Origin of the sequence: Streptomyces rapamycinicus NRRL 5491 (assembly GCF_024298965.1) — a bacterium.
Classification (GTDB): domain Bacteria; phylum Actinomycetota; class Actinomycetes; order Streptomycetales; family Streptomycetaceae; genus Streptomyces; species Streptomyces rapamycinicus.
The window spans coordinates 9,424,489-9,446,942 of sequence record NZ_CP085193.1; the positions used below are offsets into that span (position 1 = coordinate 9,424,489).

The window sequence follows — 22,454 nt, forward strand, 5'->3', positions numbered from 1 at the left end:
ATCCTGTTGCCCATTGTGGTGTTATGCGGTGAGGGTGTGCTCGAGTCGGGTGAGGTGGCTGGTGCGGGTGCGGTCCAGGGGGCGGTCGTTCCACCAGGCGTTCAGGCGGATCAGGTTGAGTGCGACGGCGGAGTAGATGTGTTCGAGATGGGTCTTCGCGAGGCCTCGGTAGCGGGTGCGGCGTGTGCCGGTGACAGCGGTGGCTTGCCTGATGGTTCCCTCGATGCCGGAGCGTAGGGCGTAGTCGGTGTTCCAGTGCCTGGTCTTCTGCTGGGTTCGGGCATGCCGGAGTGCCTCGGTCATCTGCCGGGGGTGGAGGGAGAGCTGGCGGCGGTTCTTCTTGGCGGTGGTGCACTGGGGTTTGAAGGGGCAGGGGATGCAGTCGAGGGCGGCAAAGCTGACCACGGTCTTGGGGATGCCTTCACTGACGACGGGATTCCAGGTGGCGCTGGTATGCCCGGCGGGACAGGTGGCCTTCTCAGCATCCCAGTCGATGGTGAAGTCGGTGGCGGCGAAGCCCGCTTGGGCTTTGGCCTGCCGGGAGGTGTCCAGCAGGACTGGTGTGATCAGTGCGATGCCGTAGGTCTTCACCGAGCCTTGGATGAGTTCGGCGGTGGCGTAGCCGGAGTCGAGATAGTGCTCATCGGGCAGCAGCCCGCGTTGCTGGAGCGTGTGGTGGATGTTGTCGAGGGCTTTGCTGTCCGGCATCGTGGAGTGGGTGGTGGCGACATTCGTGATCAGATTCGGGTGTGTGCGTGCAGCTTCGGGGGCGGGGGTGCAGGTTTCGCTGATGTGGAGTTCGTAGCCGTTCCAGAGCATGTCGCGTTTGGCAGACCAGCGGGTGTCGGTGTCATACGGCGAGGACAGCCGTAGGTGACCGGGCGGGCGGCCGTCACCGCCCTCATCGGTCTTCTCCCGCCGCTTGACCACCTCCCGGGCGCCGCGTGTGGTGCGGGTGTAGTTCTGCAGCAGCACACACCGCAGGACCTGCACCGCGGGCAGCTCGCGCAGCCAGACCGGGGAGCTGGGGTGGTAGACCGCACCCGACAGGGCGAAGCCTGTGGATGCCGGAAACGGTGTCACCCTATGCGACCTGGGTGTATTCGTGGATGAGGCCGCCGAGTCGATCGCGTCGAAGGACGCGAGTGTTGTCGGTGGCGGTGGGTGGTTCGGGTTCGGTGAGTCGGTCCGGCGCCCGTTGTCCGAGGGTTCGGTGTGGCCGGTGTTGGTTGTAGTGGTCTGTGTACTCGCTGACGACGAGGCGTAGGTGGCGCTCTCCCGTGATCAGGATGCGGTCGGTCGCCTCGCGTCGGCGTGATCCGATCCAGCGTTCCGCGATGGCGTTCATCCGCGGTACCCGGGGCAGTGTGGGAAGGACGTGCACGCCGATTGCGTGGAAGACGGCGTCGAAGTTGTCGGTGAAGTAGGCGCCGCGGTCCCGGATGAGGAACTTGATCGACTTGGCATGGTCGCCGAGGTCCATGAGGTAGTTGCGCGCTTGCTGGGTGATCCAGGGGCCGGTCGGGTGTCGGGTGATGCCGGCGATGTGCACCTGCCGGGTGCCGTGGTCGATGAAGAACGGCACGATCCAGCGCCGCAGGAACACCGTATCGATGTGGCACAGATCGGTGGCTACGATCGCGGAGGCCTGGGCTTTGAGGAAAGCGGCCCAGGAGCAGTCCACACGCCGCGGCGACGGGTCGATCCCTGCTTGCTTCAGAATGGACCAGATGGTGGAGGCCGCGACGTCACGTCCAAGGCCGAGGAGCTCACCGTGGATGCGGCGGTATCCCCATCCCGGGTTCTCCCGCGCCAGACGCACGACCAGTTGTCGCAGGGCTTCTGGTTTCGGTGGTCGGCCCGGCCGACGGGAGGGGTAGGCCCATTTCCAGGCGATGAGCCGTGCGTGCCAGCGCAGGACCGATCGCGGAGAGACCAGCAAGGCCACCTGGGTACGCCGCTGTTTGCTGACGATCCGGAGCAGTGCCGCCATGACGGCCCTGTCGCTCCAGGAGAAGCGCGGCCGTGGCTGGGCGCGTCGTGCGATGGCGAGTTGATGCCGGAGCATCAAAATCTCTGTGTCCTTCGAGGCATCCGAGCGGGCGAGCGGGGCAAGCCATCGGAAAGTCTGGCAGGCGAGCAGGTAGATCAGCTGTATCACCACGACCGGCATGCTGCTTCAGATGGGAGGAGCCGCCGCGGCCCGTAACGCACCGGTGCCCCGGGCTGCGGTGGCCCGGGGCTGTCCGGCACGGTCATGAAACCACGGACGCCTCCGTACCTTCCCGCGCCGGCTCGGCGGTACCTTCCGCGCGCTGGGGGAGCGTTTCCGGACTGCGGTACACGCACCACGTGGTGGCGAGTCCGCACAGGACCAGGAATCCCGCGACGAGCCACGGTCGGTCACCCGCGGTCGTCAGCAGCGCCGCCGCGATGAGCGGGGTGAGCCCGCCCAGCACGGCGGAGCCCTGGTATGCGACGGAGAGCCCGGTGTACCGGACGTTCGGGCCGAACATCTCGGTGAAGAAGGTCGCCTGCCCGGCGAACATCAGGGTCGGCCCGAAGATGTACATCGCGATCATCGCGGTCCAGATGAGGGCTGTGGACCGGGTGTCGAGGAGCAGGAAGAACGGGTACGCCGACAAGACCACGAAGGCCGCGCCCGCGAGATAGACGGGCCGGCGCCCCACGATGTCGGTCAGGGCCCCGAACAGCGGTGTCGCCACGATGCCGAGGGCCGAGGCCACGAGCATGGCGTTGAGGGGCACCGTCCGGTCGACGGCGAGGTGCCCGGCGACGTACGAGATGGCGAAGGCGTTGCCGATGTTGGAGGAGACCGCCTCGGCGATCCGGGCGCCGAAGGTGAGAATCACCGGCCGGGGATTGCGCATCAGGTCGGCCAGGGGGCGCCGGGCCACGGTGTTGGTCTTCTTCAGGCGTTCGAAGTCGGGGGTTTCCGTGATCTTGGCGCGGATGAACAAGCCCACGATCGTCATCACCGCGCTCAGCAGGAACGGCATTCGCCAGCCCCAGGCGTAGAGCTGCTCGTCGGGCAGCCGGGTGACGAGCGCGAAGACACCGGTGGCCAGCAGGATGCCGGTGGAGGCGGCGGCCTGCGGGACGGAACCCCACAGGCCGCGCCGGTGCGGCGGCGCGTGTTCGACCGTCATCAGGGACGCGCCGCCGTACTCACCGCCGAGCCCGAAGCCCTGGATGAGCCGCAGCAGCACCAGCAGCCCCGGCGCGAGGTACCCGACCGTTTCGTAGGTGGGCAGCAGGCCGATCGCGAAGGTGCTGGCGCCGACTATGACCAAGGTGGTGATCAGTGCCTTCTTGCGTCCCACACGGTCGCCGAAGTGGCCGAACACGATGCCGCCCAGGGGACGCGCGAGGAAGCCGACGCCGTAGGTCGCGAAGGCGCTGAGGGTGGCCAGCGTGGAGTTGTCGCCGGGGAAGAAGAGCTTGCCGAGGACGAGGGCCGCCGCGGTGCCGAAGACGAAGAAGTCGTACCATTCGATGAGTGCGCCGGCGAAACTGCCGAACGCCACCTTGGACATACGGGGCGGCTGGCTGACCGGGGGAGTCGCGGAGACTGCGGGGGAGTGAGGCTGGGGACGGGACATCGGATCTCCTCGTTGAGACGTGATGGCGCTGGGCCACGGGTGCGTCAGTCCGCGGTCGGCTCGGGCCAGCTGATGAGGACTTTGACCTGTTCCGGGTCGTCGGTCGCCGCGAAGGCCGCAGCGGCCTGCTCGACGGGGTATTCGGCTGTCACCAGGCCGTCGCAGACGGCCGGGTCCGCGGCGATGCGGGCGATCACCGCGTCGATGTCGGCACCCAGGTAGAGCCCGGTGCCGAAGACGTCGATCTCCCAGCGCTGGAGCCGGGCCAGGGGCAGCGGCCGGTCGCCGGACGGCACGCCCACGACCACCACGCTGCCGCCCGGCACGGCGGCGGCACCGGCCGTGGCCAGGGTGGCGGGGGCGGCGACACAGTCGAATACGGTGTCGGCCTGGGCCACACCGGCTGCTTCGCCGGTGTCGAGCACCCGGTCGGCGCCGCCGCGCTCGGCCAGCGCCCGTTTGGCGGCGACCGGCTCAGCGAGGGTGATGTGTTCCGCGCCGCGGGCACGGGCGGCGTGCAGGACGGCGAGGCCGACGGGGCCGCCGCCGATGATCAGGACGCGGCCGAGCCCGCCCGCCGCCCGGCCGACCGCGTGCCAGCCCACGGCGAGCGGTTCGGCCAGGACGGCCCGCGCGGCGGGGACGCCGTCCGGTACGCGGTGGCAGTACCGCTGGTCCAGGGCGAAACGGTCCCGGGCGGCACCCGGCACCGCGAAGCCGAGGACCTTGGCCGACGAGCACAGGTTGGCGCGTTCGGCGCGGCAGCGGTCGCAGGCGCCGCAGGTGAGCAGCGGGTTGACGACCACCATGTCACCGCTGGCGCAGGCGGTGACCTCCGAGCCGGTCGCCACCACCCGGGCGGCGCACTCGTGGCCGGTCACCACTGGCGGCGAGATGAAGGGGTGGGCGCGCCGGAGCACGTGCATGTCGCTGCCGCAGATGCCCAGCCGCAGCGGGGCGAGCAGGACCTCGGTCGGGCCGCACGGCCCGGGCGCCGCGCCCTCGCGCAGCTGGACCCGGCCGTCCTCGCCCAGCACGACCTGCCGGACGGAGCCGGAGGTGGCATCCGCAGTATCTGCGGCGGGCCGGGCGGCACCGGTGCTAGGGGTGGGGTTCACAGGTTGATCACTCCCTTGACGATGGCTCCCACGGCGCCGAGGGCCGCGATGGTGAGCACGGCCTGACGGGCCCGCGCGGCGGTGATCCGGTGGGCGGTCAGGGTGCCGAGGACGGCTCCGGTCAGAGCCGCGGCGGCGGCACCGCCGAGCGCGGCGGCCGGCAAGGTCGGAAGGCCCTTGGCGGCCAGTGAGCCGGCGTTGAGCAGGCCGGTGTACAACTGCATGCAGGCCATGAAGGAGCGCTGCTCCCAGGCGGTGGCCGCAGCGTACAGGGCGACGGCTGGTCCGCCGATGCCTGCCGTGACATTCATGAGTCCCGACACCGCGCCCGTGCCGGCCGCGCCGCCCCGGCCCCGCAGCCACGCGGGGCTGGGGAAGCGGTGCAGCACGGCCAGCGCCGCCAGGACGAGAACGCCCTCCGCGATCAGGAGCGGCGGGCCGGGCAGTGCGGCCGCGAGGAGGGCGCCGAGCGGCAGGACGGCGAGCGCGGGGACGGCCAGCGGCAGCACCCGGCGCGGTTCGACGCGGCCCCACACGGCCGGCAGGACGACCAGGCTGGACAGCAGCGAGAGCAGATTGGCCAGCCGTACGCCCTCGACAGCGCCCAGTAGCAGGGTTAGCAGCGGGCCCGCGACCAGCGTGAAACCGAGGCCGGTGACGCGCTGGGTGCAGGCGCCGGCCAGCACGCTCAGCACGAGCAGCGCGGTCGCGGTGACCGTCATGTGCTCTCCTCCTTCCTGCGGTCCGCAGGATGTTCTGCGGCACGGTGGCCGGGATCAGCGTCCGGCGACGGCGGCGTCGACGATCTCGCCCAGCTCACGGAGCCGGGGAACGGCGTGCTCCTGGAGGGCGGCCGGGATGTCGGCGGCACCGACGACCTGCCGCCACACCGCGCGTCCTGCGAGAAAGCCCGAGGCGCCCTGCTCGCAGGCGAGCCGGACGGCGCGCGGGAAGAGCTCGTGCGGCACACCGCTGGAGAGCACCACCCACGGGCTGTCGATGATGTCGTTCAGCTGCGCGCAGCCCCGGCGCACGGCTGCCTCATCGCCTTCGCCGTGCAGCGGCACCTCGGCCTTGTACAGGTCGGCGCCGAGCCCGCCGAGCTCGCGGGCGGCGGCGTACACGCCGTCGTTCCACTCCGCGGCGGTCCACGGGGAGCCGTCGCGGGAGGTCCGCGAGACGGGTTCGAGGATGCTGATCAGGCCGGCCTCACGGGCCATGGCGACGAACTGCCGGGTCATCTCCACGCGCGGGGCGGGGTCCTCGTCCGGGCGCCACAGCACCAGGAGCTTGAGGGCGACACCGCCGACGGAGGAGACCCAGGCCGGTGAGACCGCCGGGTCGATCTCGACGCGCGAGACGAACTCCTTCTCGTCACCGATGAGTTCGTCGACGGCCGCGATCAGGCCGCAGCCCGGTGCGATGGCGTCGGCGGCGAGCACCGGCTCCAGGGCGAACTGCCGCTCCAGCAGGACGGCGGACGCGTGGGGCGTCAGCGCCCGTACGGTCTCGATCTTGAAGTCGGTGACCTGCTGGTCGGTGACCGGCTCGGTCTGGTGCTCGGCGAACATGGCGCGCAGCGCTTCGCGCTGGTCCACGGCGAGCATCGCGAAGCCGCCAGAGGGGCGGGCGATGGCGGACAGGTCGCGGTCGGTGGCGGTGGCGGTCATGGTGCTCCTGGTTTCCTCGGTTCGGGCGCGCGGCATGCGGGCGTCGGGTCTGGAGTGGGGATCGGTGACAGGTCCCGCCGTCGCGCGGCGGGCCGGGGGAGGGGCGGTGGGGGCGCGGGCCGGAGACGGTCGGGGGCCGTCTCAGCGGACCGCCGGGGCAAGTGCCGCGGCCGGTACCCGGGCGGCGAGTTCCTGGGTCTCGGCGTCGCCGGGGATGCCGCTGCGCCCGTCGAGACCACGGCAGGACAGGGCCGCCGCGGCGTTGGCGTAGGCCAGCGCGTCCGGGAGCGCCCGGTCACGGGCGAGTGCGGCGACGAGGGCGCCGTGGAAGACGTCTCCCGCGCCGAGGGTGCTGCGTACGGTCACGTAGCGGTGGCCGGGGACGTGGTAGTTGCCGCCGGGTCCGGCGGCGTATGCACCGTTCGGACCGTCGGTGGCGACCACCAGCCGGGCGCCGTCGGCGCGGGCCGCGGCCAGCAGGGCGAGCGGGTCCTCACCGTCCGCCCGGTCCGCGTAGACCTCGCGCAGCGCGGCCAGCGTCGGGACGTACACGTCCACGATCTCGGGGCATCGGCGTGGGCCGAGGTTCCCGGCGTCGTAGCTGATCAGCGGTCGCGGGGCGGTTTTCGGCTGGGTTTCCAGCAAGTCCTCGACGGCCGGCAGGCCGACGTGGTCCACGTGCACCAGGCGGGCCGTGAGGATCGCCTCGGCGGCCGCCGTCCCGGGTTCCAGACGCAGTCCGGGGCCCGGCCGTACGCAGATGGCCCGCGAGGCGCGGGGCCGGTCGACGAGGACCACGCATGCTCCCGAGGTGTGGTCGGGCAGCGCCGCGACGCCCTCCGTGCCGACGCCTTCAGCGGCGAGGTCCGCCCGGATCAGCTCCGCCTCCGGGTCCGTGCCCACGGCGGCGACGAGGGAGGCCCGGAGGCCGAGGCGGGCGGTGGCGACCGCGCCGGTGGCGGCGGGTCCGCCACCGGCGGTGCACAAGGCTTCGGCGACGACGCGGCCGTCGGCGTCCGGCAGGTGGGGCAGCTGCACGACCGTGTCCCAGGTCGCGAGCCCCACGAACGTGACGTCCACGGTTACTCCAATTGTTCGTTTCCTAACAACCGTTGCGAGGACGTTAACGATGGGGCACGGCAGCGTCAATGCCTTGTCCGATAAATGGCATATAGGCGGGGAAGCGTCAAGGGGTTCCAAGGAAGGGGCTCGGCGTCGCGCCGACGGATGGTAGTTTTCCAACATGCAGCACACAGCAGAAGGGAGCGACGCGGTGACCTCAGGCGCCATGCGGTTCGAGGCCGCCCCGGCCCGCCGCCGGGCCATCCTGCAACGGGTCCGCAGCACGGGGTTCTGCTCCATCGCGGACCTGGCCGGAGAACTGGCCGTATCGGAGATGACGGTCCGCCGTGACGTACGGCGGCTCGACGAGGCCGGGGACGTACGGGTCGTCCACGGCGGCGTGAGCCTGCCGCCCGGTGAGGACTACGGCACCCGGGAGCACGAGAACCTCGGCCCCAAGACGCTCATCGGACAGGCCGCCGCCGCCCTGATAGGTCCCGGTGACACCATCGCCGTGGACGCCGGCACCACCACCCACGCCCTGGTCGACGCCCTGCCCCTGGCCTTCGCCGGCAGCGTCGTCACGCACTCCGTGCCGGTGATGCAGGCCCTGCTGGACCGGCCGGAGAGCCGGTGCGTGGGCCTTGGCGGCGATCTCTACCCGCCGAGCCGGGCCTTCGTCGGACCCGCCACCGTCGAGGCCGCGGCCCGGCTCCGGGTCCGCTGGTGTTTCCTCGGCGCGGCGGCCGTCGACGAGCGCGGCTGCTACGGCGCCTACGATCTGGAACGGCCCACCAAACAGGCTCTGATGGACATAGCCGACCATGTCGTGCTCCTCGTCGACGCCGGCAAGTTCCACAGCTCGGCCCCGGTACTGCTGGAACGCCTCGACAGGTTCCACACGGTGGTGACCGACACCGAGCCGCCCGCCGCGATCCGGCGGGCTCTGGAGTCCAACGGCACCGCCCTCAGTGTCGCCGCACCGGCCGGAGCCCGCGTATGACCGGGCCCGGGGCCGCGCCGCTGACCCTGCCCGTCGACGAGATCACCGTCCGGGTGCTGGCTGCCCCGCTGCGCGAGCGCGTCCCCATGTCGTTCTCCGCGCTCACCGCGCGCCGCACGGTGCTGGTGACCCTCCGCTCCGGCGACCTGTACGGCACCGGAGAGAGCTGGGTCAACTACCCCGAGTGGGGCTGGCGCGAACGTCTGGCCACCCTCGACGGGATCCGGCCCCATGTACTGGGCGCCGACGCCGCGGACCCGCCCGCGCTGATGGCGGCCCTCGCCGCGCGCCTGCACGGCGTGGCCCGGCAGTGGGGCGCCCCCGGCCCGCTCTGGCAGGCGCTCAGCGGCATCGACATGGCCGCCTGGGACCTGCTCGGGAAGGCCCGCCGGGCGCCCCTCGCCACCCTGCTCGCCGAACGTGCCGGGCACCGCGGCCCGTTGCCTGCCGTGGTGCCGGCCTACGGCAGCGGCGTCGGCCCGACCGACGTGGAGCTGCTGACCGAGCGGGCCCTGGAGCGGGGTCTCGGCGCGGTGAAGATCAAGGTCGGCTTCACAGAGGAGACCGACCTGGCCACCGTACGAGCGGTGCGGGCCGTGGCCGGGCCGGACCTCCCTGTGTTCGCAGACGCCAACCAGGCCTGGGACGTGCCGACCGCGGAACGCATGTGCGCACTCCTCGGCGCGTACGGCATCGAGTGGTTCGAGGAGCCGCTCGCCGAAGACCGCCCTGAGGAACTCGCCGAACTCGCCCGGCGCACCGGCATCCGGCTGGCGGGCGGCGAGAACGTCTACGGAGCGGAGGCCTGCGCCGCGTACGCCGCGCTGCCCGGCTTCGCGCACCTCCAGCCCGACCCCGCCAAGACCATGGGCGTCAGCATGAGCGACGCCGCAGGCCGGCTCCCCGGCAGCGCCCGGCTCAGCCCGCACTGCTACGGTGCCGCCCCCTGCCTGGCCTCGAGCGTCCACCTGGTCGCCGCCGCGCCCCGGCCCGGCCTGGTCGAACTCGACCTGCGGCCCAACCCGTTGCGCACCGACATCGCCGCCGGTCCCGCTCTCACCGCTGACGGCACCCTTACCGTCCCCACCGCCCCCGGCCTCGGACTCCGCTACGACCCCGAGGCCGTCGACCGCTTCACCGATTACCGCACGCCCAGCACAGAGACGGAGCCCCTGCCATGTTGACCACGGACGTTCTCCCCGGGGCGCTGCTGCCCACCCACGAACACGGTGATGTCCCGCTCATCGTCACCGACCCCGCCACCGGCGCCACCGTCGCCGAGGTCGCCGGCGTCCGCGCCACTGCGGCCACCCGTGCCGTGACCGCCGCCCACGCCGCCGGGCCCGGCTGGGCCGCGACCCCCACCGCCCGGCGCGCGGAGGCGCTGCGTGCGATAGCCGACGAGCTGCGCGTCGCCGCCGAGGAGACCGGTGAGGGCTCCCTCGCGCTGCTCGTCACCAGGGAGACCGGCAAGCGACTGGCGGAGTCCCGCGCCGAGATCGGCTTCTCGGCCGCCTTCTTCGACTGGTTCGCGGAGGCCGCCCCGCACGCGGACGGCAGCGCCGAGGACCCGGTGGGCCTGCCGGGCCGCCGCTTCACGGTGCGCCGGGTGCCGCTGGGCGTGGTTGCCGCGGTCACCCCCTGGAACTTCCCGCTCTCCATCCCCGCCCGGAAGGTCGCGGCCGCCCTGGCCGCCGGCTGCACCGTGGTGCTCAAATCCAGCGAGCTCGCCCCGGCCTCCGCCCTGCGGCTCACCGAGATCTGCCTGCGCCATCTGCCGGAGGGCGCGCTGACCCTGGTGGCCGGTGACGGAATCGGACTGACCGGTGCGCTGGTCTCCGACCCCCGCGTCGCGGCGCTCACCTTCACCGGATCGACCAGGGTCGGCGGGATCGTGGCACGCCAGGCCGCCGACCGCTTCCTCCCCACGGTCCTGGAACTCGGCGGCCGCGGCCCGTTCCTCATCACCGAGGACGCCGACCCCGAGGCAGCCGTCGAGGCACTGATGGTGGCGAAGTTCCGCAACAACGGTGCCTCCTGCATCGCCGCCAACAACGTCTACGTCCACCGCAGCCAGTACGACACCGTGCTCCGCCTGCTCACAGAAGGCATCGAGAAGCTGCGCGTGGGCGACCCCGCCGACGAGTCGGTGGACCTCGGACCGGTCATCAGCAGGACCGAACAGGAACGCCTCAACGGCCTGGTCGAGGACGCCGAACGGTCCGGCGCCGCGGTCAGGTACGGCGCGCCGGTCCCGGACGAGGGCACCTTCGTACGGCCCGCGGTCGTCGAATGCCACGAGGACCTCGGTCTGTGGACTGGCGAGATCTTCGGCCCGGTCGTGGCGGTGCGCCCGTTCGAGGACGAGGACCGGGTGGTCGACGAGATCAACGGCTGGGGCTACGGCCTGGGCGGCTACGTGTGCGCCCCGGCCGACCGCGCTCGCGACCTCGCGTCCCGGCTGCGCATCGGCATCGTCGGTATCAACAACGGAGCGCCGAACAACCCCCGGGTGCCCTTCGGCGGCTTCGGCGCGAGCGGCCTCGGCCGGGAGGGCGGCGTCACCGGCTTGCTGGAGTTCACCACGGAGCAGACCCTGAGCGAGTAGCCGGGGAACGGGCCGGCCGGGCAGCGGCTGCGAGGTCCGGGGTTCGCGCGCCGATCGCGGGTCATGCGCGGGCCGAGGCCCTTGGCCGGCCCTGCGGGTGCCGAATATTACATCCGCGCTGGTCAGGTGTCGGGTGTTCCTGAGGGCTGGTAGCGGTCTCATAGGTTTCGAAACCTGGGTAGTTGCATTGTTCGGTGGACCGCGATGCGCCGCGTCGAAGCTGCTCCATGTGCCACTTGACCGCTTCCGTGTACGGCGTCGTGTGGAGCTTGACGGGGTGGCAGATCTGCGAGAGTCTGAAAGTGGAATATAAGAGGAGAATTGCCGCGCGGCTGGGGGTCAAGGGGTCGCAGGTTCAAATCCTGTCGTCCCGACCAGCGTTTTCGCAGGTCGAAGGCCGTTTCCGCGGGTAGCGGAGGCGGCCTTAACCGTTTCCGGGCTGGGAGCAATGGGGAGCCCTCTGGGAGCGCTCGTGCTCCCAACTCGCAGACGTGTCAACGGTGCCCGATTCGTCCGTCACCCGATCCGGTAGACCTACGGCGCCGTACCGCGCCTCTGTGTGCCGTCGTCAACCGTAGGCCCCTGGCGTCACCCCATTGATTTCGGATGCTCTGTGCATCGAGAGGCATAAGGCCCCTTGTCGGCTCCCGACCCCCTTTCGGGGTGGGAGCACGGAGCCGCGCTCCCCATGCGACAGGGGAACGGGCGGCCGCCGGTGATCTCTCCGGGTCGGTTTCCGCAGGCGGTGGGCACGCGGGCATCCTGGTCGCCGTAGGCGGCCTGCATCAAGGAGCGGTAAAGCCCCTTGGCGTTTGCCGGCAGATGGGGCACTCCCAGGGCGTGAGCGCCGTATCCGGCTCTGGAGCGCCGTAACGAAACGGCCGTGCGGGGCCTTGTCGGCGTAAATAGTGTGCCAAGCGAGTGAAAGGGATGGCGCCGACGAGTGCAAACGCTGGGGCAGTGGTCGAGGGAGACCGGCGCTTGCCGAATACCTCGTCCGTGCAGGTCACGCGACAGGTTTGTACTCGTGGAGGATGCCGCGAAGGCGGTCGTGGCGTCGTATGTCGAGGTGGCTGAGCTTCTCCGGATCGTCGATTGGTGTGGGGAGTGGGTGTAGCGGTCGGGCGTTCGCGATGCCCTGGTGCGGTCGATGGGAGTTGTAGAACTCCTCGAACTCTGCGGGTGCCGATAAAACATCCACGCAGGTCGGGAGCCTGATCACGGATCTTCGGCTCTCCTTGTCATTCGCCCCAAGCGCTTCACCCGCGCGGGGCCCCGGCGGCATCATGATCTGTCGTGCTCCTGCGCCTGGCCTACCTCGCCGCGACCAAACGCCCTGGCGTGCCTACGCCTCCTGCCGATGAGTGACAAAGAGAAGGACATCGAGATCCTGGTACTCCGGCATCAGCTGCTGGTCCTGCAGCGTCAGGTCGGCAAGCCGAGCTTCACCGACAGCGACCGTGCCGTCCTGGCCGGCCTGCTCCACCACCTCTCCAAAGACAGACTGCGGCACCTTCTGCTGCTGGTCCGCCCCGAGACGGTGTTGCGCTGGCATCGCGAGCTGCTACGGCGGCGCCATGCCGTGACCTGCGTACCCAGGCGAAGTGGACGGCCACGCACCTTCCGGTCGATCCGCGCCCTGGTCCTGCGCCTGGCCAGGGAGAATGCCTCGTGGGGGTATCGCCGGATCCACGGCGAACTCGCGGCGCTGGGGATCAAGGTCGCCGCTTCCACGGTCTGGGAGATCCTCCGCGAGAACGGCATCCCACCCGCACCCGAACGGCAGAGCACCACCTGGGCGGACTTCCTCCGCGGCCAGGCCGAGGCTCTTCTCGCCTGCGATCTGTTCGAAGTCTGCACGCTGACGGGGGCGCGCCTGTACGTCTTTGCTGTCATCGAGCACGCCACCCGTCGCATCCGGATCCTCGGCGCCACCCCACGCCCCACCGCGGACTGGATCGTGCAGCTCGGACGCAATCTCCTCATGGACCTCGAGGACGCGGGCAGCAAGGCGAAGTTCCTGATCCGCGACCGTGATTCCAAGTTCACAGCCGCCTTCGACGCCCTGATGACCGATGCCGGCATGAAGGTCGTCACCACCGGCATTCGGATACCACGGATGAACTCGCTCATGGAGCGCTGGATACAGACCTGCCGCACCGAACTCCTTGACCGGACCCTGATCTGGAGCCAGAGCCACCTTCTCCACGCCCTGCGCGAGTACGAATCCTTCTACAACGAGCACCGCCCGCACAGGGCTCTGAAGCAAGCCGCCCCCTGCCGCCCGCTACCCACACCCATCACCCAACAAGCCCAGCTCACCCACCTGGAAGTCCACAGACGAGACCGGCTCGGCGGAGTGCTCCACCAGTACCAGCACGCCGCCTGAGCTGCGCGGATGATTTATCGGCACCCGCAGTGTCGGCCCGGTGGTCCACCGGCTGCGGATGGTTGCTGCGCGGCCCGGGGCCCCCACCGCCCAGATCATGGTCAACGGTGGAGGTTCCGGAGCGCTGCCGTCGGCCGCGCGTGAGGCCGTCAGCTGCGGATGGCGATCGTGGCGTCGAGTTCCACCAGCGCACCCTGGGGCAGCACGTGGGCCGGCAAGGCGGTTCGGGCGTGACGGCCCGCGTCGCCCAGGACGTCGAGCAACAGCTGTGAAGCCCCGTCGATCACCGACGGCTGGTCCACGAAGGCCGGTGAACTCGCGGCCCAGGCGTTGAGCTTCAGTATCTGCTGCACATGGTCGAGGCCGACTGCGTCGTTTATGCGCGCAAGGAGGTTGAGCGCGGCGGTTCTGGCGGCGGTCACTCCGTCGGCCAGGGTGGCGTTGTCTCCCAGGCAGCCCCGCAGAGTCTTGCCCGAGGCGGTCCGTGAGATCTGGCCGGACACGTAGAGCAGATCGCCCCATCGGGTGGTCGCCTCGTACGCGTAGCGGGGTGCGCCGAGCACCGGAAGTTCGATGGACAGCGCGTTGAGGCGTTCCTGCACGTCAGTCATGTTGGGTTCGGCCGTCATCGCTTGCTCAGGATGTAGGTGCGGTCGTGTCCGATGTACCAGAGGTCCTCGGTGCCGATCGCCGCGTTCTCGTAGCGCCAGGGGATCTCGGCGGCGCCGTACGAACCTACCTGGAGGGTGTGCTTGTAGCCGGGGCGGAGTTCGTTGGCGAAGGATTCCTGCTTGCCCATGAGGTGGCCGACGTTGCGCTTGCGGTATTCGGTGTTGAAGTCGACGTCCGTCCCGAGCATTCCGATCTGGACCATCCGGTCCAGGTGCGGCGCCAGGTAGCGCAAGGTCCCCTCATGCACGTCCTCGCACACGACACCGGGCTTGAGCTGCCCGATGATGCCCTCACGCACCACGTCGAAGAAGAAGCTGTACGCCTCCTTCGCGGCCGCGGTGCGGGGCAGCGAGCGGGCCATGTCGGAGGTGGCGACGTTGACCCCGTCGAACACGATGCGCACTCCGGCGTCGAGCTGGATGCACGTCGTCTCGTCGTTGATCGGGTAGTCGACCGGTGGGCCGGGGAAGAGCATCCGGTTCGACGAGTGGAGGTTGGTGAAGTAGGGCTCGATGCCGAAGGGGATTTCGTTCACCGTGCGGAACTCGGCGATCTTCTTGAGGTACACCGCGTTGATGTCGAGTTCGGTGAACGAGCGGCCGGCGGCGAGGCCCTCCTCCGCCCAGGCCAGCGCCTCCTCGATGGCGAACACGCTCGCCCGGGCGGCGACGACCTGGAAGGCGAGGTCCTCGTGGTCGCGGATGTCCCGCCAGTGGCCGAGGTCCGCCGAGACCGGAACCAGTTCCGCTCCCTCGCGCTCGAGCTCGCGGGCCAGGCCGACGCTGATCCACTCGTCCTCGACCCCGGTCCGTACGCCGCCGGCCAGAGTCCGGACGGCGGCGCCGATGGACGGGAACTGGCCGACTGCCGCCCCGGAGACCCCGGAGGTTCCCTCGGGCGCCAGCACGATCAGCTTGTCCGAACCGGCCAGCCACAGGCCGACCGCGCCATCCGGCTGCGCGAACCCGGTCGCCTCGGTGAAGTTGGGGGGCGCGGCGAGGAGCAGCGCGTCGAGAGAGCGGTCCCCGGCGAGCGTTTTCAGCGCCGAGAACCGGCTGTCCTCGTCGGCGGTGAACTCCTCCGCCAGGCCGGAGAGGTGTTCGACGTTCTCGATGAGCCGCCGCGCGGTGCGGACGCCCGTCTCGCGCCACGCCGCGAACCTCGTCAAGACCTCCTTGAGGCCGAGCTCGTAGGCGGTGACGGGGGTGGGGTCCTGGTCGGCGACGACGAGTTCGACGGAGCCGGATAGCGCGCGGTAGTGGCTGTAGACGACGTCGGCGGCGAGGCTCACGGCGGCGCCGTCGGCGAGTTCCTGCACCAGGCTCGTCAGGGAGGCCGAGGCGGGAGTGTCGGCGACGATCCGGGGGTCGATGGTGACCCAGGGGGCGTAGAACCGGATCTGCTCCTTCGGGACGCCGGCGGAGAGGGCGTTGCCCTGCTCCTGCTGGCGCACGAGCAGGTACTGGTGGTTGCCGGTCCGTGCGATCAGTGGCGCGACGAGCGGGTAGGAGTCGAGGCGGATCGCGGAGAACAGCAGGCTCTTGCGTGCGTTGAGTCCGTAGGTCGCTTCGACCTGCGAGGGGTCTGCGGTGAGGCTCAGCATGGGTACTCCATGATGTTGGTGTCGGGCCCGGGCGGGCGACGGTCAGCTGATTCCGGTCACGACTCCGATGTGGGATTCGATTTCCGTTGTGTAGTCGGAGAAGGCCGCGGAGAACCGGTGTTCTTTGCCCCGGGGCCGGGGGAAGTCGATCGCGATGTCGGCGACGATCCGGCCGGGGCGGTCACCGACGACGACCACCCGGTCGCCGAGCCAGACCGCCTCGGAGATGCTGTGGGTCACGAACAGGACGCTGCACCCCGTGGTCTGCCAGATGCGCTGGATCTCGAAGTTCATCGAGTCGCGGGTCATGGCGTCGAGCGCGCCGAAGGGCTCGTCCATGAGCAGCAGTTCGGGGCGGGAGACCAGCGCGCGGCAGATGGCCACCCGTTGCTGCATCCCGCCGCTGAGCTCGTAGGAGTAGTGCTTGGCCTTGTTGCCCAGCCCCACCATCTCGAGCAGTTCCTGGGCGTAGCGGCGTGAGGCGTCGGTGCGGGTGCCGCGGAATTCCAGGGGCAGGAGCACGTTGTCGATGTTGTTGCGCCAGGGCAGGAGGACGGGGCTCTGGAACACCATCGCGATGTCCTCGATCCCGTCGCGGATCGGCCGCCCCTTGACCAGGATTTCGCCCTCGGTGGGCTCCTGGAGGCCGGAGATCGTCTTGAGCAGGGTGGTCTTCCCGCTGCCCGACTGTCCGACGATCGAGACGAACTGGCCCGGCTTTACGTGGAAGTCCAGCCCCTTGAGCACCGTGTTGCTTTGGCCGCGCCGGGTTCGGTAGGTCTTTCCCACGTTGTGGACCGAGATGGCGTACTCGTTGTTCATGTGACTCTCCGTCCGGCCGTCACGGCGCCTGGATGGTCTGGTTGGGGTGCAGCGGCGTGAGGTAGGAGTTGCTGTACACGTCCTGGGGGGTGAGGTTGCTTTTCGGGTTCAGGCCGAGGAATTTGCGGGCGACGTCGATGGTTTTCCGGGCTCCGGCGTCGTCCATGGCGCCGTACTGGTTCGCCGACTTGCCGGTGCTCCAGTTGAGACCGCACTGCGCGCGGATGGCGAGGGTGATGGTGTCGGTCTGGTAGCCCGAGACTTCCTTCTGGAAGTCCTTCGCGGCGTCGGTCGGGTGCTGGCAGGCCCACAGGAAGCCCTTCTGCATGGCCCGGTTGAAGCGGCGCACCTGGTCGGGATCGTTTTTGAGTTTCTCGTCGGAGACGACGATGCCGTTGCCGTAGAGGTCGATGCCCAGGTCGGACCACTTCAGCACAACGGCCTTCCGGCCGAGTGCGTCGATGGCCGGCTGGTCGGAGACGTACAGGGCGAGGTTGGCGTCCCACTGGCCGGCCAGCAGTCCGGGGATCTTCGATGCGCTCGCGGCGGAGACGACGTTGACATCGCCCTGCTTGAGCCCCAGCTTGTGCATCGCGAACGGCCACATGGCGGCCATCGCGCCGCCGCCCTCGGTGGCGACGGTCTTGCCACGGAGATCGGACCACTTGTTGATGCCGGTGCCCGCGAGGCCGACGACCGCGTAGGCGGATCTGGCCTGGAGGAGGTTGACCTGCTTGACTTTGGCGCCCCTGCCCTGGGCGGTGACCGTGGCGCCGAAGTCCGCCCAGCCGGCGTCGACCTTGCCAGTGACGACGGAGGTGACCGTGTTGGTCGATCCGGACCCCGGCATGACCGTGAGGTCGATGCCTTCCGCTTTGAAGAAGCCCCGCTTGACAGCGGAGATGAACGGGGCGTGCTTGGGCAGGTACGCCACGTCGAGCATGAGGGTCATCGAGTTCTTCCCGCTGTTGCCCGCGCAGCCCGACAGGGTCGTGAGGAGCACCGCTCCGGTGATCGCGGCGGTCCGGCGGATCGAGTTACGCATTGGCTCTCCGAATCCCCGCGGTCACTTTGCGTGGTTCTTCCACGGGGCCAGCTTCCGTCCCGCGAAGTCGACGATGAAGAACAGTGCCAGGGCGATGGCGGCGAGCACGATGAAGGCCGCGAACATCGACGGGAGGTCGACCTGGCTGTTGGCGAGGAGGATGACGTATCCAAGCCCCTTGGAGCCGGCGATGAACTCACCGACGACCGCCCCGCCCACAGCGAGTGAGATGGAGATCTTCGCTCCGGAGAAGATCGACGGGACCGCGTAGATGAAGTCGATCTTCGTCATCTTCTTCCACTGCGACGCCTTGTTGATGCGGGCGAGTTCCTGCAGCTCGTGGGGGACCGAGCTCAGGCCGTCGTAGGTGTTGATCACCAGGGGGAAGAAGGCGATGGCCATCGCGACGAACGCCTTCGACTCGAAGCCGAACCCGAACCACACGATGAACAGCGGTGCGAGTGCCACCTTGGGGATGGTGTCGATCGCGATGAGCGCGGGGTAGAGGAAACTGCGCACGGTCGGCGAATAATGCAGCGCCGCGCCGCACAGGACCCCGAGTGCGGTGCCGAGCGCGAACCCGGCGAGCGCCTCCTGCAGCGTGACGAAGGTGTTGTTCGCGAAGTATCCGGGCCGGTCGATCAGCTCGGTGATGGCCGAGACGGGGCCGACGGCCAGGTATTCCGGCGGGGTGAAGATGCTGACCAGCAGCTGCCACACGGCGAAGAGCCCGACGATCCCCGCGGCGGCCTTCGCGCCGGCCGCGATCGAGTCACGGCTGAATCGTTTCTGCATGGGTGCCGCCGGTCCGCCGGGCGCTGCCCCGGGCGGCGTGGGGCGTGGGCCGTCCGAGCCGGCCTCACCGATTTCGCTGACTTCAGGAGAGGCCATGGTGGAACCTCCCGTCACAGGGCGCGCGGTGCGCGGACGGGGCCGCGGCGGTCGGCTGGGGGCATGGACGCCGACAGGAGTCTGTGGCGGGGAGGGGCGACGCGGCCGGGGTCCGGCGCGGCGAGGGGGACGGCGAGAGCCATCGCAGTGTCATGTGCGTCCTCACAACATGGGAAGGGGTGCCACTGGGCAGTCGCGGGCATGGCCGGCGAGGCCGGCCCCGGCCGGGTGGATGGCCGGCCCGGGGGCGGGGAGGAGCCGGAGAAGGATCCTGCCGCGCCCCGCGGAGCCGACTGGTCAGTCGGCGCTGTCGACGGCGAGCGCGTCTCGACTGGGTTCACCGTCGAGCCGGCGCCACACACCAAGCGGGTTTTCGTCACGAACCTCAGCAGGCAGCAGCGCGGTCGGCACGTCCTGATAGGCTACGGGCCGCAGAAATCGCTCGATCGCGAGCGTTCCGACGGAAGTACTGCGGGGATCTGTGGTGGCCGGGAACGGGCCACCGTGCACCATCGCGTGTCCGACCTCGACGCCGGTGGGCCATCCGTCGAACAGGATACGGCCCGCCCGCTCCTCCAGGAGCGGCAGCAGCTCCGCGGCGAGTGAATGATCGGCCTCGTCGGCGTGCACGGTCGCGGTGAGCTGGCCTTCCAGCGTTTCCACCGCTGCGGTCAGCTCGGAGGTGTCCGCGCAGCGGACGAGCAGCGACGTGGCGCCGAAGACCTCGGCCTGCAGCCGTGGGTCGGCGGCGAACCGGGCGCCGTCGACGGTCAGCAGCCTTGCGCGGCCGCACGCCGAACTGCCGGGCCGGCCGCCGCGTGCCAGCTCATCGACGCCGTCCCGGGCCGCAAGGGCGTCACCGGCGGCAGCGTAGTGGCCGGCGATGTCCATGGTGAGCATGGTGGCTCCGGCGTCGGCGGCGACGGCGTCGGCCGCGGCCGATATGAACGCCGCAAGGCCCGGTCCCTCGACGGCGAGCACCAGACCGGGGTTGGTGCAGAACTGCCCGGCGCCGAGCGTCAGCGATCCGGCGAACGCGGCACCGAGCTCGGCGCCGCGGGATGCGAGCGCCGCGGGGAGCAGCAGCACGGGATTGATGCTGCTCATCTCTGCGTACACCGGGATCGGTACCGGCCGGGCCGCCGCCGTGGCCGCGATCGCCAGCCCGCCTTTGCGGGACCCGGTGAATCCCACGGCACGGATCCTCCGGTCCCCGACGAGCCGGGCGCCTACTTCGGTCCCGTTGCCGACGAGCTGGGAGAACACTCCCTGGGGCATGCCCGTGTCAGCCGCTGCCGCGGCGATCGTCCGCGCCACCAGTTCCGCGGTGCCCAGATGCGCCTGATGCGCCTTGACGACCACCGGGCACCCGGCGGCCAGCGCCGATGCAGTGTCGCCCCCGGCGGTGGAGAAGGCCAGGGGGAAGTTGCTCGCGCCGAACACCGCGACCGGGCCGAGCGGGATGCGGCGCTGCCGGATATCGGCGCGCGGAAGCGGTCCGCGGCTCGGCTGCGCCGGATCGATGCGGGCCCCCTGCCAGGTCCCGGCCCGCAGCTCCGCGGCGAACAGGCGCAGCTGGCCGCTGGTGCGGCCGACTTCGCCGGTGAGCCGCGCGGCAGGCAGCGCGGTCTCGGTGTGCGCGCGCTCGACCAGCAGGTCCCGGCGCTCCTCGAGCAGGTCGGCGATGCGCTCGAGGAAGCCGGCACGCTGCTCGGCGGTGGTCGCCCGGAACACCGGGAACGCCTGCTCCGCCAGCGCACAGGCCCGCTCGAGGTGCCCGGCCGACGCCGCGGGGTAGCCGGGGTCGAGGGCCGCGCCGGTACGGGGATCGGCGGAGCGGATTTCCTCACCGGTGCCGACGACGGATTCGCCTCCGATGACCATGGCGCCGACAGGGCCGGACGGGAAGAGAACGGACACGGGTGTCTCCTTGCACTTCATCAGATCGGTGGCGTCAGGCGACGGCGGTGCGCGACGCCTCGATGACACCGGCCAGCAGTTCGCGCTCGAGGTCATCCAGACCGGTCAGCGGCGGCCGCACCGGACCGGCCGGATGTCCGGCCAGATCCATGCCGGCCTTGACGATGCTCACCGCGTAGCCCGCCTTGCGGTCACGGATCGCGGTGTAGGGCAGCACGATGTCGTCGAGCAGCCGGCGCACCTTCGTCCGGTCCCCGGCCCGTACCGCGCGGTAGAACGTCAGGGCGAACTCGGGCAGGAAGTTGAAGATCGCCGAACTGTAGGTCGTGACACCCAACTCCAAGTACGGCAGCGCGAACGTCTCCGCCGTCGGCAGCCCGCCGATGCAGACCAGGCGGTCGCCGAGACGCGAGTGGATCCGCGTGATCTCCTCCAGGTCACCGACACCGTCCTTGAACCCGATCAGATTCGGGCAGGCGTCGGCAAGCGCGGCCACGGTGGCCGGTGTGTACACGGCGTTCGCACGGCTGTAGATCACCACGCCCAGCGACGTGGATTCGCAGACCGCGCGCACATGAGCGGCGAGGCCGTCCGCGGAGGCCTCGGTGAGGTAGGGCGGGAACAGCAGCACACCGTCGGCGCCGGCCGCCTCGGCATCACGGGCCATCTCGACCGCCTGCGCGGTGCCGTGTCCGGCCGGGGCGAGGATCGGAGTGCCCTCGGGCGCGCTGCCGACAGCGGCCCGGACCACGGTGCCGACTTCCTGCGGGGTCAGGGAGAAGAACTCCCCCGTCCCGCCGGCGGCGAACAGACCGGCGATCTCGTACCGGCCCATACGGACGATGTTCTCCCGGTAGGCGGTCTCGTCGAACGCCAGGTCGCGGGTGAAGTGGGTGACGGGAAACGACAGCAGCCCGGAGCCGAGGCGCTCGGCAAGCTCGGTCGGGGTAAAGGCGGGCATCAGCGTTTCCTCCCGGAGTACATACAGGACAGCGATTGCGAGGAACCATAAGAACTAAAAACGATGCAGGTCCAACACTTCTTTTAGATCGACTGATACCTATACTGGATCGATGTTTACGCTGAGCCAGCTGGAGAGCTTCGTCGCCGTCGCCGAGACACTGCACTACGGCCGCGCGGCGGAACGGCTGTCGATGACCCAGCCCCCGCTGTCCCGGCGGATCCAGCTGCTGGAGCGCGAACTGGACGTCGAGCTGTTCGACCGGATCGGACGGTCCGTCCGGCTCACCGCGGCCGGACGGGCGTTCCTCGGCGACGCCCGGCGCATTCTCGGGCTGTCCGAGCAGGCGGCGCTGTCACTGCGCCGGGTGCCCGCAGGCGAGATCGGGACCGTGGCCCTGGGTTTCACCGCGTCCTCGGCGCATTCGGTACTCGAAGCCATCGTCGGCGGCATCCACACCCGGCTGCCCGGCGTCGACTTGGTCCTACGCGAACGAGTGTCCGGAACACAGATGGAGGAGCTGCGCTCCGGGGAACTGGACCTGGGGCTGGTCCGCCCCCCGGTCCCCGGCACCGGACTCGAACATCGCCCCCTGCACCGGGAGACCCTGCTGGCCGCGATCCCGGCCGCCCACCCGCTGGCCGCACCGGACCGGGTCCCGCACGTACGCGACCTCGACGGGGAACCGTTCGTCATGTACTCACCAGCCGAGGCCCGCTACTTCTACGAGGTACTGGCCGGCGTCTTCCGCAGCGCCGGAATCACACCCTGGTACGTACACCACGTCAGCCAGGTACACACGATCCTGGCTCTGGTACGAGCCGGACTCGGACTCGCACTGGTACCCCGCACAGCCGAAGCACTCAGACTCGACGGCGTCATACTGCGCCCGGTCACCGGAATCGAGAACGAACCGGTCGAACTCGTCGCCGCCTGGCACACAAACAACGACAACCCAGCCCTGCACGCCGTCCGGAACCTGGTGACCGACCTCGCCGGTCACTGGCAGTCTGGACGCGGAGATGACCGAACACCTCGGCTATGAGAGGCACGATCCTGGAGGTCTA

Annotated in this window: 17 protein-coding genes and 3 pseudogenes; 5 read left to right on the forward strand and 15 right to left on the reverse strand. The window is 70.1% G+C overall.

The window, feature by feature from the left end; translation table 11 throughout:
- Window positions 1–21: 21 nt before the first annotated feature.
- From LIV37_RS39730 to LIV37_RS39760, 7 genes and pseudogenes are all read right to left on the reverse strand, one after another.
- Window positions 22–1,068: pseudogene (locus LIV37_RS39730) on the reverse strand (transposase); the annotation flags it as partial.
- Between the two features lie 16 nt (window positions 1,069–1,084).
- Complete coding sequence (locus LIV37_RS39735) at window positions 1,085–2,164, reverse strand: integrase core domain-containing protein (protein WP_121825005.1); 1,080 nt, start codon at window positions 2,162–2,164, stop codon at window positions 1,085–1,087.
- A gap of 91 nt (window positions 2,165–2,255) precedes the next feature.
- Window positions 2,256–3,557 carry an MFS transporter gene (locus LIV37_RS39740; RefSeq protein WP_020872698.1) on the reverse strand — a complete coding sequence of 434 codons (1,302 nt, stop codon included), beginning with the start codon at window positions 3,555–3,557 and terminating at the stop codon, window positions 2,256–2,258.
- Between the two features lie 110 nt (window positions 3,558–3,667).
- Window positions 3,668–4,741, reverse strand: coding sequence for a zinc-dependent alcohol dehydrogenase (locus LIV37_RS39745; protein ID WP_121823957.1), 1,074 nt, complete (start codon window positions 4,739–4,741; stop codon window positions 3,668–3,670).
- Complete coding sequence (locus LIV37_RS39750) at window positions 4,738–5,463, reverse strand: TSUP family transporter (RefSeq protein WP_020872700.1); 726 nt, start codon at window positions 5,461–5,463, stop codon at window positions 4,738–4,740. Before LIV37_RS39750 ends, LIV37_RS39745 begins: the two co-directional genes overlap by 4 nt.
- Window positions 5,464–5,517: 54 nt before the next feature.
- The gene (locus LIV37_RS39755) at window positions 5,518–6,411 is read right to left on the reverse strand and encodes a hypothetical protein (RefSeq protein WP_020872701.1); all 894 of its coding nucleotides are present in this window, start codon (window positions 6,409–6,411) and stop codon (window positions 5,518–5,520) included.
- 141 nt (window positions 6,412–6,552) lie between these two features.
- Window positions 6,553–7,491 (reverse strand): carbohydrate kinase family protein, encoded by a 939-nt coding sequence (locus tag LIV37_RS39760; protein ID WP_020872702.1) that lies wholly within the window; start codon window positions 7,489–7,491, stop codon window positions 6,553–6,555.
- Between the two features lie 163 nt (window positions 7,492–7,654).
- Between LIV37_RS39760 and LIV37_RS39765 the strand changes: the two genes are divergently transcribed.
- From LIV37_RS39765 to LIV37_RS39775, 3 genes are read left to right on the forward strand one after another with little or no spacing between them, the layout of a single operon-like run.
- Window positions 7,655–8,476 (forward strand): DeoR/GlpR family DNA-binding transcription regulator, encoded by an 822-nt coding sequence (locus LIV37_RS39765; RefSeq protein ID WP_121823956.1) that lies wholly within the window; start codon window positions 7,655–7,657, stop codon window positions 8,474–8,476.
- Window positions 8,473–9,660, forward strand: a complete 1,188-nt coding sequence (locus LIV37_RS39770) for a mandelate racemase/muconate lactonizing enzyme family protein (RefSeq protein ID WP_020872704.1) — start codon at window positions 8,473–8,475, stop codon at window positions 9,658–9,660. Before LIV37_RS39765 ends, LIV37_RS39770 begins: the two co-directional genes overlap by 4 nt.
- Window positions 9,654–11,084, forward strand: coding sequence for an aldehyde dehydrogenase family protein (locus tag LIV37_RS39775; RefSeq protein ID WP_020872705.1), 1,431 nt, complete (start codon window positions 9,654–9,656; stop codon window positions 11,082–11,084). Before LIV37_RS39770 ends, LIV37_RS39775 begins: the two co-directional genes overlap by 7 nt.
- A gap of 1,006 nt (window positions 11,085–12,090) precedes the next feature.
- Here the strand turns inward: LIV37_RS39775 and LIV37_RS52205 are convergent.
- Window positions 12,091–12,261 (reverse strand): annotated as a pseudogene (locus tag LIV37_RS52205) (integrase); the annotation flags it as partial.
- Between the two features lie 119 nt (window positions 12,262–12,380).
- Here LIV37_RS52205 and LIV37_RS39780 point away from each other — a divergent pair.
- Window positions 12,381–13,473, forward strand: a pseudogene (locus LIV37_RS39780) (integrase core domain-containing protein).
- A gap of 149 nt (window positions 13,474–13,622) precedes the next feature.
- Here the strand turns inward: LIV37_RS39780 and LIV37_RS39785 are convergent.
- The 7 genes from LIV37_RS39785 to kdgD all read right to left on the reverse strand — a co-directional run bounded on the left by LIV37_RS39785 (window position 13,623) and on the right by kdgD (window position 21,387).
- The gene (locus LIV37_RS39785; RefSeq protein WP_020872707.1) at window positions 13,623–14,102 is read right to left on the reverse strand and encodes a RidA family protein; all 480 of its coding nucleotides are present in this window, start codon (window positions 14,100–14,102) and stop codon (window positions 13,623–13,625) included.
- Window positions 14,099–15,748, reverse strand: coding sequence for a M24 family metallopeptidase (locus tag LIV37_RS39790; RefSeq protein WP_020872708.1), 1,650 nt, complete (start codon window positions 15,746–15,748; stop codon window positions 14,099–14,101). The genes LIV37_RS39785 and LIV37_RS39790 overlap by 4 nt, the downstream gene beginning before the upstream one ends.
- Before the next feature lie 42 nt (window positions 15,749–15,790).
- Window positions 15,791–16,570, reverse strand: a complete 780-nt coding sequence (locus LIV37_RS39795; RefSeq protein ID WP_020872709.1) for an ABC transporter ATP-binding protein — start codon at window positions 16,568–16,570, stop codon at window positions 15,791–15,793.
- A 19-nt stretch (window positions 16,571–16,589) separates the two neighbouring features.
- Window positions 16,590–17,615: an ABC transporter substrate-binding protein gene (locus LIV37_RS39800; RefSeq protein WP_020872710.1), complete on the reverse strand. Its 1,026-nt coding sequence runs from the start codon at window positions 17,613–17,615 to the stop codon at window positions 16,590–16,592.
- A gap of 21 nt (window positions 17,616–17,636) precedes the next feature.
- A complete protein-coding gene (locus LIV37_RS39805; protein WP_020872711.1) occupies window positions 17,637–18,410 on the reverse strand; it encodes an ABC transporter permease in 774 nt (257 codons plus the stop codon).
- 393 nt (window positions 18,411–18,803) lie between these two features.
- A complete protein-coding gene (locus LIV37_RS39810; RefSeq protein ID WP_020872712.1) occupies window positions 18,804–20,426 on the reverse strand; it encodes an aldehyde dehydrogenase (NADP(+)) in 1,623 nt (540 codons plus the stop codon).
- Between the two features lie 34 nt (window positions 20,427–20,460).
- Window positions 20,461–21,387, reverse strand: a complete 927-nt coding sequence (kdgD, locus tag LIV37_RS39815) for a 5-dehydro-4-deoxyglucarate dehydratase (RefSeq protein ID WP_020872713.1) — start codon at window positions 21,385–21,387, stop codon at window positions 20,461–20,463.
- A gap of 112 nt (window positions 21,388–21,499) precedes the next feature.
- On the opposite strand from kdgD, the gene LIV37_RS39820 reads away from it, so the two are divergent.
- Window positions 21,500–22,432, forward strand: a complete 933-nt coding sequence (locus LIV37_RS39820; protein ID WP_020872714.1) for a LysR family transcriptional regulator — start codon at window positions 21,500–21,502, stop codon at window positions 22,430–22,432.
- The last annotated feature ends 22 nt before the right edge of the window (window positions 22,433–22,454 follow it).

Coding starts and splice junctions, on each gene's coding strand:
- LIV37_RS39740 (WP_020872698.1), bottom strand. CDS start 3,557: ATGTCCAAGGTGGCGTTCGGCAGTTTCGCCGGCGCACTCATCGAATGG.
- LIV37_RS39750 (WP_020872700.1), bottom strand. CDS start 5,463: ATGACGGTCACCGCGACCGCGCTGCTCGTGCTGAGCGTGCTGGCCGGC.
- LIV37_RS39755 (WP_020872701.1), bottom strand. CDS start 6,411: ATGACCGCCACCGCCACCGACCGCGACCTGTCCGCCATCGCCCGCCCC.
- LIV37_RS39765 (WP_121823956.1), top strand. CDS start 7,655: ATGCAGCACACAGCAGAAGGGAGCGACGCGGTGACCTCAGGCGCCATG.
- LIV37_RS39770 (WP_020872704.1), top strand. CDS start 8,473: ATGACCGGGCCCGGGGCCGCGCCGCTGACCCTGCCCGTCGACGAGATC.
- LIV37_RS39775 (WP_020872705.1), top strand. CDS start 9,654: ATGTTGACCACGGACGTTCTCCCCGGGGCGCTGCTGCCCACCCACGAA.
- LIV37_RS39785 (WP_020872707.1), bottom strand. CDS start 14,102: ATGACGGCCGAACCCAACATGACTGACGTGCAGGAACGCCTCAACGCG.
- LIV37_RS39790 (WP_020872708.1), bottom strand. CDS start 15,748: ATGCTGAGCCTCACCGCAGACCCCTCGCAGGTCGAAGCGACCTACGGA.
- LIV37_RS39795 (WP_020872709.1), bottom strand. CDS start 16,570: ATGAACAACGAGTACGCCATCTCGGTCCACAACGTGGGAAAGACCTAC.
- LIV37_RS39800 (WP_020872710.1), bottom strand. CDS start 17,615: ATGCGTAACTCGATCCGCCGGACCGCCGCGATCACCGGAGCGGTGCTC.
- LIV37_RS39805 (WP_020872711.1), bottom strand. CDS start 18,410: ATGCAGAAACGATTCAGCCGTGACTCGATCGCGGCCGGCGCGAAGGCC.
- kdgD (WP_020872713.1), bottom strand. CDS start 21,387: ATGCCCGCCTTTACCCCGACCGAGCTTGCCGAGCGCCTCGGCTCCGGG.
- LIV37_RS39820 (WP_020872714.1), top strand. CDS start 21,500: ATGTTTACGCTGAGCCAGCTGGAGAGCTTCGTCGCCGTCGCCGAGACA.